12 protein-coding genes are annotated in these 12,094 nt (G+C 67.9%); 5 read left to right on the top strand and 7 right to left on the bottom strand.

Features of this window, described 5'->3' with window-relative positions; translation table 11 throughout:
* Window positions 1–4: 4 nt before the first annotated feature.
* Window positions 5–574: a TetR/AcrR family transcriptional regulator gene (locus E0H73_RS19160; RefSeq protein WP_131357892.1), complete on the bottom strand. Its 570-nt coding sequence runs from the start codon at window positions 572–574 to the stop codon at window positions 5–7.
* A 171-nt stretch (window positions 575–745) separates the two neighbouring features.
* On the opposite strand from E0H73_RS19160, the gene E0H73_RS19155 reads away from it, so the two are divergent.
* From E0H73_RS19155 to ctaD, 3 genes are all read left to right on the top strand, one after another.
* On the top strand, window positions 746–1,573 hold the full coding sequence (locus E0H73_RS19155; protein ID WP_131357889.1) for an alpha/beta fold hydrolase: 828 nt from the start codon (window positions 746–748) through the stop codon (window positions 1,571–1,573).
* Window positions 1,570–2,367: an LLM class flavin-dependent oxidoreductase gene (locus E0H73_RS19150; RefSeq protein ID WP_202867447.1), complete on the top strand. Its 798-nt coding sequence runs from the start codon at window positions 1,570–1,572 to the stop codon at window positions 2,365–2,367. The genes E0H73_RS19155 and E0H73_RS19150 overlap by 4 nt, the downstream gene beginning before the upstream one ends.
* 86 nt (window positions 2,368–2,453) lie before the next feature.
* A complete protein-coding gene (gene ctaD / locus E0H73_RS19145; protein WP_131357886.1) occupies window positions 2,454–4,214 on the top strand; it encodes an aa3-type cytochrome oxidase subunit I in 1,761 nt (586 codons plus the stop codon).
* Here ctaD and E0H73_RS19140 read toward each other — a convergent pair whose 3' ends face one another.
* The 6 genes from E0H73_RS19140 to E0H73_RS19115 all read right to left on the bottom strand — a co-directional run bounded on the left by E0H73_RS19140 (window position 4,215) and on the right by E0H73_RS19115 (window position 9,951).
* Window positions 4,215–5,087: a helix-turn-helix domain-containing protein gene (locus E0H73_RS19140; RefSeq protein WP_238164087.1), complete on the bottom strand. Its 873-nt coding sequence runs from the start codon at window positions 5,085–5,087 to the stop codon at window positions 4,215–4,217. It lies immediately after the preceding gene.
* Window positions 5,088–5,151: 64 nt separating this feature from the next.
* On the bottom strand, window positions 5,152–5,640 hold the full coding sequence (locus E0H73_RS19135) for a GNAT family N-acetyltransferase (protein ID WP_131357883.1): 489 nt from the start codon (window positions 5,638–5,640) through the stop codon (window positions 5,152–5,154).
* A gap of 68 nt (window positions 5,641–5,708) precedes the next feature.
* On the bottom strand, window positions 5,709–6,581 hold the full coding sequence (locus tag E0H73_RS19130; RefSeq protein WP_131357880.1) for a phosphotransferase: 873 nt from the start codon (window positions 6,579–6,581) through the stop codon (window positions 5,709–5,711).
* Between the two features lie 111 nt (window positions 6,582–6,692).
* Window positions 6,693–7,376 (bottom strand): class I SAM-dependent methyltransferase, encoded by a 684-nt coding sequence (locus tag E0H73_RS19125; protein WP_131357876.1) that lies wholly within the window; start codon window positions 7,374–7,376, stop codon window positions 6,693–6,695.
* Window positions 7,369–8,949, bottom strand: a complete 1,581-nt coding sequence (locus tag E0H73_RS19120) for an ATP-dependent DNA ligase (RefSeq protein ID WP_238164086.1) — start codon at window positions 8,947–8,949, stop codon at window positions 7,369–7,371. Before E0H73_RS19120 ends, E0H73_RS19125 begins: the two co-directional genes overlap by 8 nt.
* Before the next feature lie 36 nt (window positions 8,950–8,985).
* A complete protein-coding gene (locus E0H73_RS19115) occupies window positions 8,986–9,951 on the bottom strand; it encodes a Dyp-type peroxidase (protein WP_238164085.1) in 966 nt (321 codons plus the stop codon).
* Window positions 9,952–9,999: 48 nt separating this feature from the next.
* Here E0H73_RS19115 and E0H73_RS19110 point away from each other — a divergent pair, with 48 nt between their 5' ends.
* Both E0H73_RS19110 and E0H73_RS19105 read left to right on the top strand, forming a co-directional pair.
* The gene (locus tag E0H73_RS19110) at window positions 10,000–11,259 is read left to right on the top strand and encodes a CPBP family intramembrane glutamic endopeptidase (RefSeq protein ID WP_131357870.1); all 1,260 of its coding nucleotides are present in this window, start codon (window positions 10,000–10,002) and stop codon (window positions 11,257–11,259) included.
* Between the two features lie 58 nt (window positions 11,260–11,317).
* Window positions 11,318–12,034, top strand: a complete 717-nt coding sequence (locus E0H73_RS19105) for an HAD family hydrolase (protein WP_131357867.1) — start codon at window positions 11,318–11,320, stop codon at window positions 12,032–12,034.
* Window positions 12,035–12,094: the final 60 nt, after the last annotated feature.

Here is a 12,094-nt window from a genome sequence, read left to right as displayed (position 1 = left end):
TTGTTCAGAAGGCGCGGAGCGCGGCCGCGACAACGGCTTCCTGCGCACTGCGTGTCGCGCCACCACGGGCGGCGACTCGAAGGCCACTCAGGACGACGAACACGTACTCCGCGAGACCGGCAGCATCCTGGCCGGCGATCTCGCCCGCGGCCTGCGCGGTACGGATTGCCGTGGTCAGCGCAGCCAGCCGGTTGGCGTGGTCGCGCTCCAGTGCTGCGGCGATCTCGGGGTCGTTCGGTGCTAGGTCGACCAGCGTGTTCACCACCAGGCAACCAGCCGGATCGTTGGGATCCGGCTCGACCGCGTCCCAGAGAATGCGGCGAACACGCTCCCTGATCGGCAGGTCGCTCTCGATCACCTCGAGCTGGCCACCGGTCCGGGCGTCCATATAGTGCCGGAGCGACCGGTCGAAGAGATCGCGCTTGCTGGTGAAGGTGTTGTAGATGCTGCTCCGGCCGAGTCCGGTCGCCTCGCACAGGTCCTGGGTCGAGGTGCCGTCGTACCCGAAGGTCCAGAACACCTTCATCGCGGCATCGACAGCACGCTCCTCGTCGAACGTCCTCGGCCTGGCCATGCTGCCGACAATAGCACGTTATGGACTGAACGATCCAAAACGGAGTGGATCGAGGCCCTGGGCCGCCACCGCGCCGAGCGGTGGCGGCCGAGTGTTTATCGGTGATGGCGATCGGTTTGATCGGGAAGAATCGCTTTTCGGGATGGTTCACGTCGACTTACGGTCGAGGACATGACGACCTCGGAGAAGCTGTACTCGGTCAATGGTGTCGAGCTGTGTGCGGAGACGTTCGGTGATCCGGCCGACCCGGCGGTATTGCTGATCCATGGGGGATCGGCGTCAATGCTCTGGTGGGAGAGCGGGCTGTGCTGGAAGCTCGCCGACCGCGGGCTGTATGTGATCCGCTACGACCAGCGTGACACCGGCCTGTCCACGTCGTACCCGATTGGCCGGCCCGGGTACTCGATGCGCGACCTGGCCGCCGACGCGGTCGGGCTGTTGGATGCTTTGGGCATCGATCAGGCGCACGTGGTCGGGCAGTCGATGTCCGGTGGGACTGCGCTCGTGATCGGCGTCGACCATCCGTCGCGGGTGGCGTCCCTGACGTTCGTGTCCACATCCACTGGCGCGGGTGACCTGCCGCCGTCGGAGTCGATGCCGCACCTCGATCCGCCCGACTTCACGGACCCGGCCTCGGTCGAGGAGTACGTCGTACGGTCGATGGAGGCGGAGTACCTCGGGCACTTCGACGAGGCCGCGGCCCGGGACCTGGTACGACGGGACATGGCGCGGGCGCGGGACTTCGAGGCGTCGCTGACCAACCACTACGCGATGTCGTTCGACGGTCCGGTGAATGGTGGCTTCGGTGATCTGACGATGCCGGTGCTGGTGGTGCACGGCGGGCTGGATCCCGTGTTCCCGTTGGCGCACGGCGAAGCCCTCCGGGACGCCGTCCCCAACGGACGCCTGGTGGTTCTGCCGGACGTCGGCCACGGAGTCCCGGCTGCGCGCTGGGACGATCTCGTCGACGCGATTGCCGATCACACCGCGAGCCGATGATGCGTTTCGCGCTGTGGGTTCCGCTCTTCGACGACCTTGCCGACCCGCGCGTGGTGGCGCGCCTCGCGGCCGAGGCGGAGGAGGCCGGCTGGGACGGGATGTTCGTCTGGGACCAACTGTGGTGGCGGGCGCCGGTGTCCTCGGTGGCGGATCCGTGGATCACGATGGCCGCGATGGCTGCAGTCACCGAACGGCTGCGGCTCGGGCCGATGGTGACACCGGTCGCGCGCCGTCGGCCGGTGAAACTGTTGCGTGAGGCAACCACGCTCGACGTACTGTCGGGTGGGCGGCTCACACTTGGCGTCGGACTCGGCAGCGACCGGTTCGCGGGGGAGTTCTCCCGGTCGGGTGACGAGGTCGACGACCGGATCCGCGCCGAGCAACTCGACGAGGCCCTGGACATCCTGACCGCCGGGTGGACCGGCGACCCGGTGTCGCATCACGGCACGTATTACACCGTCGCCTCGGTCGCCTTCCTGCCGCGCCCGGTCGCCGGCCGGGTCCCCCTCTGGGTCGGCGGTTTCCCGGGCAAACTCAAACCGCTCCGCCGGGCCGCGCGCTACGACGGCTACTTCCCGGTCAACCTGACCTCTCCGGACCAACTGGCCGAGTCCGTCGCCGCCCTCGAGTCCATCCGCGGCGACCTCACGAACTACGACATCGTCATCTCCCTACCTCCCACGACCGACCCGGCGCCGTACGCTGCCGCCACCTGGTGCCTCACCGATTTCGACCCGTCGACGCTGCGGTTACCCGACGTACGCGCTGTCCTGAACGCAGGCCCGCCGCGCTGAGGTGGCCCTGCCTCTGTTGCCCCAGGCCCAGGCGGGTGTGTAATCGGAAGACCGTGGGTGGCGTGGTGGGCGTCACGGGAGGTCGAATGGCGAGCGTCAGCGAACAGACCGGGATCACTGAACGTACCGGCCCGTCGGTGGGAGTTGCACCGGCGCGGAAGCCCGTGGGGCAGGTGATCGGTCGGCTGCTGTCGACGACTGACCACAAAGTGATCGGTCAGCTGTATCTGGTCACCTCGTTCGCGTTCTTCGTGATCGCCGGCGTGATGGCGATGATCATCCGCGCCGAGCTGATCGAACCTGGTCTGCAGATCGTCGACGAAGAGGTCTACAACCAGCTCTTCACCATGCACGGCACGATCATGCTGCTGCTGTTCGCGACCCCACTCTTCGTGGGGTTCGCCAACGTGATCATGCCGGTGCAGATCGGTGCTCCCGACGTCGCGTTCCCGCGGCTGAACATGTTCAGCTACTGGCTGTTCCTGTTCGGCGGACTGATCACACTGGGTGCGTTCGCTACTCCCGGTGGTGCGGCCGACTTCGGCTGGACGGCGTACGCGCCGCTCTCGAGCGGCGTTCGTTCGCCGGGAGTCGGCGGTGATCTGTGGATCATGGGGCTGTGGATGGCCGGCCTCGGCACCATCCTCGGTGGCGTCAACTTCGTCACCACGATCATCACCATGCGGGCTCCCGGCATGACGATGTTCCGGATGCCGATCTTCTGCTGGAACATCCTGGTCACGTCGATCCTCGTGCTGATCGCCTTCCCGATCCTCGCTGCCGCGTTGCTGATGCTGGAGGCGGATCGATTACTCGGAGCTCATGTATACGACGCCGGCAACGGCGGTGCGCTGCTCTGGCAGCACCTGTTCTGGTTCTTCGGGCATCCCGAGGTGTACATCATCGCGCTGCCGTTCTTCGGCATCATCACCGAGATCCTGCCGGTCTTCAGCCGCAAGCCGGTCTTCGGCTACATCGGCCTGGTCGCCGCCACCCTCTCGATCGGCGCGCTGTCCATCGCGGTCTGGGCCCACCACATGTTCGTCACCGGCGGCGTGAATCTGCCGTTCTTCTCGTTCATGACGTTCTTGATCGCGGTGCCTACCGGGGTGAAGTTCTTCAACTGGATAGGCACGATCTGGGGCGGGTCTGTCTCGTTCGACACGCCGATGCTGTGGAGCGTCGGCTTCCTGGTGACGTTCCTGTTCGGCGGTCTGACCGGGATCATCCTGGCCTCGCCGCCGCTGGACTATCAGCTCAACGACAGCTATTTCGTGGTCGCGCACTTCCACTACGTCGTGTTCGGGACCGTGGTCTTCGCGATGTTCGCCGGGTTCTACTACTGGTGGCCGAAGATGACCGGCCGGATGCTCGACGAGCGGCTGGGCAAGCTGCACTTCTGGTTGCTGTTCATCGGGTTCCACACCACCTTCCTGATCCAGCACTGGCTCGGCGTGGAAGGCATGCCGCGGCGCTACGCGACGTACGGCGCGAACGAAGGCTTCACCACGGAGAATCAGGTGTCGAGCGTCGGTGCCTTCATCCTGGGGCTGTCGATCCTGCCGTTCTTCTACAACGTCTACAAGTCCCGCCGCACGCCTCTGGTCGGTGTCGACGACCCGTGGGGTTGGGGCCGCTCGCTGGAGTGGGCGACCAGTTGCCCGCCGCCGCGGCACAACTTCGAGCAGTTGCCGCGCATTCGCTCGGACAGCCCCGCCTTCGACTTCCATCACCCTGAGTACGCGCAAGGCGAGCCGCAGTCCAACCTGCTGACCAAGGCCGGGACCGAACCCGGCCCTGAGCCCGACACCGAATCTGAGATCGAGACCGAGCGCGAGTCCGAGTGATCAGCCGGCCATCCGGTCGAGCAGCTCGGTGAGGAGTTGCTCGGTGTGCTGGGGTGCGGGGTTGGTCGCGGCCAGCAGGTCCAGGGTCTGGGTGTAAGTCTCGACGTCGTCGCGCTTGTCCAGGTAGAGCGCGCTGGTGAGGTGCTCGAGGTACACGATGTCGGGCAGGTCGTGCTGAGGGAAACGCAGCAGGGTGAAGGCGCCACCGGTTGCGGCGTGGCCGGGACTGCGGAGCGGGACGATCTGAAGCGTGACGTTGGGACGGCGGGCTGCCTCACGGAGCGCGTCGAGCTGGTCGCGGAGGACATCGAAGCCACCGATGGGGCGGAGCAGGACCGACTCCTCGATGACGGCCCAGAGTTTCAGCGGCGGCTCACGATCCAGGACACGTTGGCGCCGGGTGCGCAGAGCGACGATCCGCTCGATCTCCTCGTCCGCCCGCGCGTTGCCCGGCGTCAGCCGGGCAACGGCGCGGGCGTAGTCGGCAGTCTGCAGCAATCCGGGAACGAACTGGATCTCATACGTCCGGATCAGTTCGGCCGCCGCCTCGAGGCCGAGATAGGCGTCGAACCAGTCCGGGGTGACATCGCCGTACCGGTGCCACCAGCCGCGGTTGTTCGCCTCCCGCGCCAGCTCCAGGAGCCGCTCCCGCTCGCGCGCCTCGGTCACGCCGTACAGGCTGAGCAGGTCCTCGACGTCGCGCTCCTTGAACCCGACGCGGCCGAGCTCGAGCCGGCTGATCTTCGACTCCGACGCCCGGATCGTCCACCCGGCATCGGACCGGCTCACCCCGGCTCGCTCTCGCAGACGCCGCAGATGACTGCCCAGCATCATCCGTAACGCCGTCGGCCCAACAACACCTTGCCCCGCCATAGAACGAGTCTACAGCATTATCGAACATATGTTCCCATGAGATCCGACGGGATGAGCCGGCCTGCTATCGGGCGATCCGGGCCTCGAAGTAGTACAGCTCGGAGTCGGCTCCGACCTGGGCGAAGCCTGCCTTTTCGAGGGTGCGCTGTGACGCAACGTTGTCGAGATCGGTGTCTGCGCGGATCGTCGTCACGCCGTGTGCGGCGGCGATCTGCATGACGGTCATCAGCGCCTCCGTGGCGTAGCCCTGTCCTCGCGCGGAGGGCGCCAGTCCGTAGCCGACCTCGACGACGTCCCCATCGGGGCGGCCCTTGAAGCCGATGCCACCAACAGCCAGCCCGTCGGACTGACGCCTGATCTGGTAGTAGCCGAACGGACGCTGGTCGCCGTTCTGCTCGGTCGCGCGCAGGAAGCCACCGATCGCGGCCAGGTCTCCGTCGAACGGGTAGTCGTCCGCCCACGTGTCGTCGGTGTCCGGCGCACGATCGCGAATACGCCGCGCCTCCAGCTCATCGACCGGATGCAGACTCAGCCGTGCAGTGCGGGTATCCATGGCGAGCACTCAACCAGCACGATGGCCCATCCTCAACCGACTAAAGAATGACTCGGCGGGTTCGTCCGCTAGTCCATCCGCTGCTCGGCGAGATCCGCATAGTGCTCGACCGCTGCCGGAGTGAAGTGGCGGATCGCCCAGTCGACCATGCGCAGGCTCATCACGGCCCACAGCGGGCGGAGTACGTCGGCCGGCAGCGCATCCAGGATGGCGTCGAGCCGCGGAGTCACCCGCCCGAGCGGTGGCTCAGCATGTACGCCGAACCGCAGCGTGACCAGGTCGAATCGACGGTCCCCACGCGAGGCGCCGTCCCAATCGATGATGCCCGTGATGGTCCCGTCCACGGCGAGCAGGTTGCTCGCATGGTAGTCGGAGTGAACCGCGTCGACCCCCTCCACCAGCGGTGGGTACGCCGTTCCGACCTCCCGCACCCAGTCGTCGATCCGGGCGGTACGACGGTTGTGCGCACGCAGCGGTCCGTGCAGGCAGAAGCCCGGCCCATCGTGGTCCAGGAACAGCTCGAAGGCCGGCACATCCGGCCGATCCCGGAGCAAGCCGGCCTGCAGCGAGTTGAAGTCCAGGGCCTGCGTCAGCCCGTGGTCGTCGAGTCGCCCGATAGGTGCTCCGGGCAACAGTTCCTGGACGGTCGCGATCGCCGTACCGAGTTGGACGGCCAACTCGGTCCGCGGCGCCGGCAGTCCCGCCACCCGCGCCGCCTCGGTGACCGCCAGCGGACCCGCTTCGAGGTCCGACAGTCGCACATCGGGCCGCCACTTCAGGATCGAGCGATGCCCGTCCGGCCACCGCACGACAGCAGCACCCACATTGCCGCCGGCGCCAAGCCCCTCGACAACCAGCGGTAGGCCGGTCTGTTCCTCCAACTCGGCGGCGATCCGTGCCGCATCAAGCCGTTCGACCGGTGACCAGGCGGAAGAAGTCATCTAACGAGTCGCCTCCAGTGGGGGTCGCAGAGTCTGCTCGTGACGCACGGATCCTACGTCCCGCAGGGTCTGCGGTCGGTTGCGGACCGCCTCCCGGCAGCGCGGTGGTGGCTAGTCGCGGAGGTACTCGGCGCGCCAGCGGAAGATGGTGGGATCGACCGGGCTCGGGGACTGATCGAGTTGAATCAGGCGCAGGTCCGGCGTCGCGAACGACTTGATGGCGGCGCGGGTCAACGGCCAGGGCGGGCCTTCGACGTCGGAGTCCGGAACGTCGTCCGGGCGGGAGGCTGCGATGACGAGGAGAGTCCCGCCGGGGGCCACCTGCTCGCCGACCTGCTTGATGGCGGCAGGCTGGAGGTCGATCGGCAGCGCCTGGACGGTGTAGATCTCGACGACCAGGTCGTAGGCGCGGTGCCACTCGGCCGGCGGGGCCAGCAGGTCAGCGGTGACGTACTGCGCCTTGGAGTCGGGATGGTTGCGGTGTGCGGCCTGGACGGCTGTGGGGGAGATGTCGAACGCGGTGGTCTCATAGCCCAGGTCCGCGATCAGCTCCGCGTCCCAACCGGTGCCGGCTCCGACAATCAGCGCCGTCTTCCCGGTCCCGTCCGGGTGGGACTCGTCGATCCACTCGGTCAGCATCGGATGCGCCGTACCGCGATCCCACGGGACGACGGCGCCACCGTCCTCGGCCGCGGAGTAGAGCCGATCGAACCAGCCGGTCGGATCGTCTTGGGACAGCGACTCGTGGGCGATCCGGCGCGACACGACGTCCGGATCCTCCTGTGGCTCAGGCATCCCCGCCACCTTCCCGCTTCGCGTCGGCTTCGAGACCTTCGTGGATGGCTCGCACCGTCTGGACGGTATCAACCTGATCAGGTCTCTTGTCGTCGCGATAGCGCAGTACCCGGGCGAACCGCAGCGCCATGCCCGCTGGGTAGCGCGGCGACGTCTGAACGCCGTCGAAGGCGATCTCCACCACCACCTCCGGCCGGAGATAGACCGTGTACTCGTCGCGGTGGTCCTCGAGCTCCTGGAACCGCTCGGTCTGCCAGCGCAGCAGCTCGTCGGTGAGCCCCTTGAACGTCTTGCCGAGCATGACGAACTCGCCGGTCGCCTCGTCCCGCGCGCCCAGATGCAGGTTGGACAGCCAGCCAGTACGACGCCCGTGGCCCCATTCGGCCGCGAGCACGAGCAGGTCGAGCGTGTGGGTCTGTTTCACCTTGACCCAACCGGATCCGCGGCGGCCGGCCTCGTACGGCACGGTCAGCGACTTCACCATCACGCCCTCGTGGCCGCGTTTCACCGCGTCGAGGAAGAATTCATGTCCGGCGTCCGCGTCGTCGGTCACCAGCCGCGGGATCCGTTGCTCCTCAGGGATGAGCTTGCTCAGCCACTCATGCCGCGCGGCACCGTCGAGACCGATCAGGTCCTGCCCGTCTTGGTGCAGGATGTCGAAGAAGTACGGCGTCAACGGCACCGACTCGGGCCCGGTCGCCGCCCGAGTCGCCGTCCTCGACCCGGTGACCTGGAAGGCCTCCGGCCGACCGTCCCGTCGCAAGGCGATCAACTCACCGTCCAGCACGACCTGTTGCGCGTCGAGCGCGAGCACGGCGTTGACCACCTCAGGCACGCGCTTGGTGATGTCGTCGAGCGTGCGGGTGTAGACCACGACGTCGTCGCCGTCGCGATGCGCCTGGATCCGGATCCCGTCCAGCTTCCACTCGAGGGCGGCCGGCGTACCGGTCTTGGTCAGGGCCTCCGCGACGCTCGTCGCGGACTGGGCGAGCATCGGCTGCACGCCGCGCCCGACCTCCAGCCCGAACTGCGCCAGCCCTGCCTCGCCCTCGGTCAGCACGGCGACGGCGACCGGCGCGGCCGCGCCGCGCAGCATCGTCGCGGCCCGGATCTTCTCCAGCGGGATCCCGGTCGCACGGGCGACCGCATCGGCCATCACGCCGTCCAGCGCACCCTGCCGCAGCTCACCGCCGACGAGGAGCCGCAGGAATCGCTGCTCGTCCTCGGTCGCGCGGCCGAACAGCGCGTCGATCGCCTCTCGCCGTCGGGCCTGTGACCCAGCCCCGGACATCTCGGCCAACTCGGCGAACGCGCTGTCGACCTCCTCGACCGTGAGCGACGGGCTCTCGGCCGGCGTCGGCGCGTCCATCAACGTCCGCCACCCGACGCCCGTACGGCGCTGGCGCAGCTCACCGGACAGGTACGTGACCACGATCTCGGTCTCGGCCGGCTCGGTCGCGCGTGACAGCAGCCCGGCGATGAACTCCGCCTTCTTCAGCCGCGACCGCGTCCCGGCAAGCGCGGTCGAGGTCTCGACCACCTCGGTGAGCAACATGACCCCAGTCTCACCCATCCCACCGACAGTCCGGCGGACCCGGAAATCCAAGGATCAGGGTGCGGGCGGCAGGTCGTCGAGGAACTCGGCGGTCGGGGTGAAGAACAGCGACCCGGTGACCGCGGTGGAGAAGTCGAGGATGCGGTCGTAGTTGCCCTCGGGCTCGCCGATGAACATCCGGCGGAGCATCAGCTCGGTGACCGACGGGGTCTTGGCGTAGCCGATGAAGTAGGTGCCGAACTCCTGCGTCCCGATTGTCCCGAACGGCATGTTGTCGCGCAGGATCTGCAGCTCGTTCCCGTCCTCGTCCTCGATCACGTTCAGCGCGATGTGCGCGTTGCTCGGCTTGTCACCGTCGGACAGCTCGATGTCGTCGAGCTTGGTCCGGCCGATCGCCAGCTCCTGCTGCTCGACGGTCAGCGCGTTCCACGCCTTCAGGTCGTGCAGGTACTTCTGCACGATGACGTAGCTGCCACCGGCGAAGTTCGGGTCCTCGGCCCCGACCAGTACGGCGTCCTCGGCCTCGGAGCCGGCCGGGTTCTCGGTGCCGTCGACGAAGCCGAGCAGGTCGCGCATCTCGAAGTACTTGAAGCCGTGGACCTCGTCGACGACCGTCGCGGCGCCGTCGAGGGCCTTCATGATCTGACCGGCCAGCTCGAAGCACTGGTCCAGGTGTGCGGCGCGGATGTGGAAGAGGAGATCGCCAGGGGTGGAGACGGCGCGGTGCTTGGCGCCGTTGAGTTCGATGAACGGGTGCAGCTGGGCGGGTCGCGGTCCGCTGAACAGCCGGTCCCACACGTCCGACCCGATGCTGGTGACGCACGACAGATTCCCGGCAGGCACCCGGAAGCCGACGGACCGGATCAGACCACTGACCCGTTCGAGCAGATCGCGGGTGGTCTCCTCGCCGCCCGGCTCGATCCGGACCACGAGGAAGATCGCCGAACCGGTCAACGGCATCAGCACCGACTGCGGCAAGGCCCGCGTCGTGGCCGCTGCACCAAGGGTCGGATCAGTCACCACTGTGTTCTCCTCCAGCTCCTTGGCCCGATCTTCTAGAGTCCATTCATGGACCCGCAATCGGGCGAACCGCGCCCACAGGACTCGCCGCCCCCCGGCAACCAACCGAACCCGTGGGTCCCGCCGTACCAACCGGGCCCATCCTCGCAGCCCGGTCACTACCCGCCGCCCCCGCCCTACCCCCAACCGGGTCCCTACCAACAGCCCGGCCCCTACCAGGGTCCCGGCCCGTACCAGCCGGGCCCGTACCAGCAGCCCGGGCCCTACCAGCCGCAGTGGCCCGGGCCGCACCAACAGCAGCAGTACGGCGCACCGCCGCCGTACCCGGGTCAGTACGCCTACCGCGAGCCGCGCATCGTCCCGGCTCCCGCGGGTACGCCGTACCACCGGCTCGCGCGGACGCCGAAGCACAGGTGGTGGCGGCCGATCGTCGGCACGCTGTTCCTCGCCTCCGGTGCCTTCTTCCTGACCGCCGCGGTGCTGGTCGGCTGGGAGATCGTCCACACGCTCATCGCGGGCGAGTTCGTCGAGCCGCAGGGCAATGACATCTTCCCGAGCGACACCGAGAACCTGGCCGTCACCCTGGTCATGCTCGGAGTCCTGACGCCGTTCGTCATGCTGACCGCCTGGGTGATCCAGCGACGGCCGGCCTGGAGCGTGGCGTCCGTCCTGAACCGGATCCGCTGGCGCTGGCTGGGGCTGTGCTGCCTGCCCGGTCTCGGCTACCTGGTGCTGTCCTACGGGCTGGGCATCCTCGCCGACGCGATCTTCCCGAACAGTGACGCGACGGCGACCGACGACGGTTCGTGGGTCGGCTTCAGTGCGTTCATCGTGCCGGCGGTGGTGATCCTGCTGCTGGTGCCGTTCCAGTCCGCGGCCGAGGAGTTCGTGTTCCGCGGCTGGCTGCTCCAGGCGATCGGCGCCTACGGTCCGGACCGGCCGGAGGGTCGTGCGCGCTGGCTCCGGGTGCTGTTCCGTTCGCCCTGGCCGGGCATCGTGCTCAGCAGCCTGGCGTTCGTGTCGGCGCACGGGTACACAGGCTGGGCGATGGCGGACATCTTCCTGTTCGCGGTCACCATCGCGTGGCTGACGGTGCGCACCGGTGGGCTGGAGGCCGGCATCGCGCTGCACGCGATGAACAACCTGTTCGCGTTCTTGTTGCCTGCGGCAACTGGACAGCTGGACGGCTGGGACCAGCAGGGCGGTGCCCCGTGGACGTTGCTGGCGCTGGACATCCCGTGCCTCGCGTTCTACGCGGCCGCCGTGGTGTGGGTGTCGAAGCGGAACCGGATCGCCCGGGTGAGCTGACCGGTGAGCTGACGAAAACCGGGCGAGAATTGTCCGGGCCGTCTGCCAGGGTAGGCGCGTGACGAACACGAAGATCGAGGCCGTCCTGTTCGACTGGGGCGGCACACTGGCGACCTGGCACACCGTCGACCTGTACGCCGTCTGGCGGACGGTGGCGGCGGTGATCGACGAGGCCCGGGCGGACGAGCTCGCGAGCCGGCTGTTCGAGGCGGAGGCCTCGGTCTGGGCGCGGTCGCGCGACCGGCACCTGAGCAGCACGCTCGAGGAGGTGTGCCTGCTGGCCGATGTGGTGATGACCCCGGCGGCGCAGGTTGAGTACGAGCGGCAGTGGCACCCGCACACCGAACTCGAGTCCGACGCGATCGACACTCTGCGCGACCTGCGGGCCCGCGGGCTCAAGGTCGGAGTGCTGTCGAACACGATCTGGTCGCGCAGCCGCCACGAGGAGATCTTCGAGCGGGACGGCGTACTGGAATTGCTGGACGGGGCCGTCTACACCAGCGAGATCCCGTACACGAAGCCTCACCCGGAGGCGTTCCTGTCGGCCATGCGGGCGGTGGGGGAGTCGGAGCCGTCTCGGTGCCTGTTCGTGGGCGACCGGCTCTTCGACGACGTCTGGGGCGCGCAGAACGTCGGCATGCGGGCGGCGCACATCCCGCACAGCGCGATCCCGGTCGAGCAGATCGGTCACACCGAGGGCGAGCCGGACGCGACCGTCCAGCGGCTGTCCGAGCTCCCGGCCCTCATCGACACCTGGAACAAAGCCGTCGCCTGACTACATCACGTGTTCGATGCGCCACCGCCGGCAGCCAACCGGCGACAGTGACAGAGCTGA

It is taken from the genome of Kribbella pittospori (assembly GCF_004331465.1).
GTDB classification, from domain to species: Bacteria; Actinomycetota; Actinomycetes; order Propionibacteriales; family Kribbellaceae; genus Kribbella; species Kribbella pittospori.
This window is presented reverse-complemented; position numbering and strand designations above follow the sequence as displayed.

Coding starts and splice junctions, on each gene's coding strand:
- E0H73_RS19150 (WP_202867447.1), top strand. CDS start 1,570: ATGATGCGTTTCGCGCTGTGGGTTCCGCTCTTCGACGACCTTGCCGAC.
- E0H73_RS19135 (WP_131357883.1), bottom strand. CDS start 5,640: ATGGATACCCGCACTGCACGGCTGAGTCTGCATCCGGTCGATGAGCTG.
- E0H73_RS19110 (WP_131357870.1), top strand. CDS start 10,000: ATGGACCCGCAATCGGGCGAACCGCGCCCACAGGACTCGCCGCCCCCC.
- E0H73_RS19125 (WP_131357876.1), bottom strand. CDS start 7,376: ATGCCTGAGCCACAGGAGGATCCGGACGTCGTGTCGCGCCGGATCGCC.
- E0H73_RS19120 (WP_238164086.1), bottom strand. CDS start 8,949: ATGGGTGAGACTGGGGTCATGTTGCTCACCGAGGTGGTCGAGACCTCG.
- E0H73_RS19160 (WP_131357892.1), bottom strand. CDS start 574: ATGGCCAGGCCGAGGACGTTCGACGAGGAGCGTGCTGTCGATGCCGCG.
- E0H73_RS19130 (WP_131357880.1), bottom strand. CDS start 6,581: ATGACTTCTTCCGCCTGGTCACCGGTCGAACGGCTTGATGCGGCACGG.
- E0H73_RS19140 (WP_238164087.1), bottom strand. CDS start 5,087: ATGGCGGGGCAAGGTGTTGTTGGGCCGACGGCGTTACGGATGATGCTG.
- E0H73_RS19155 (WP_131357889.1), top strand. CDS start 746: ATGACGACCTCGGAGAAGCTGTACTCGGTCAATGGTGTCGAGCTGTGT.
- ctaD (WP_131357886.1), top strand. CDS start 2,454: ATGGCGAGCGTCAGCGAACAGACCGGGATCACTGAACGTACCGGCCCG.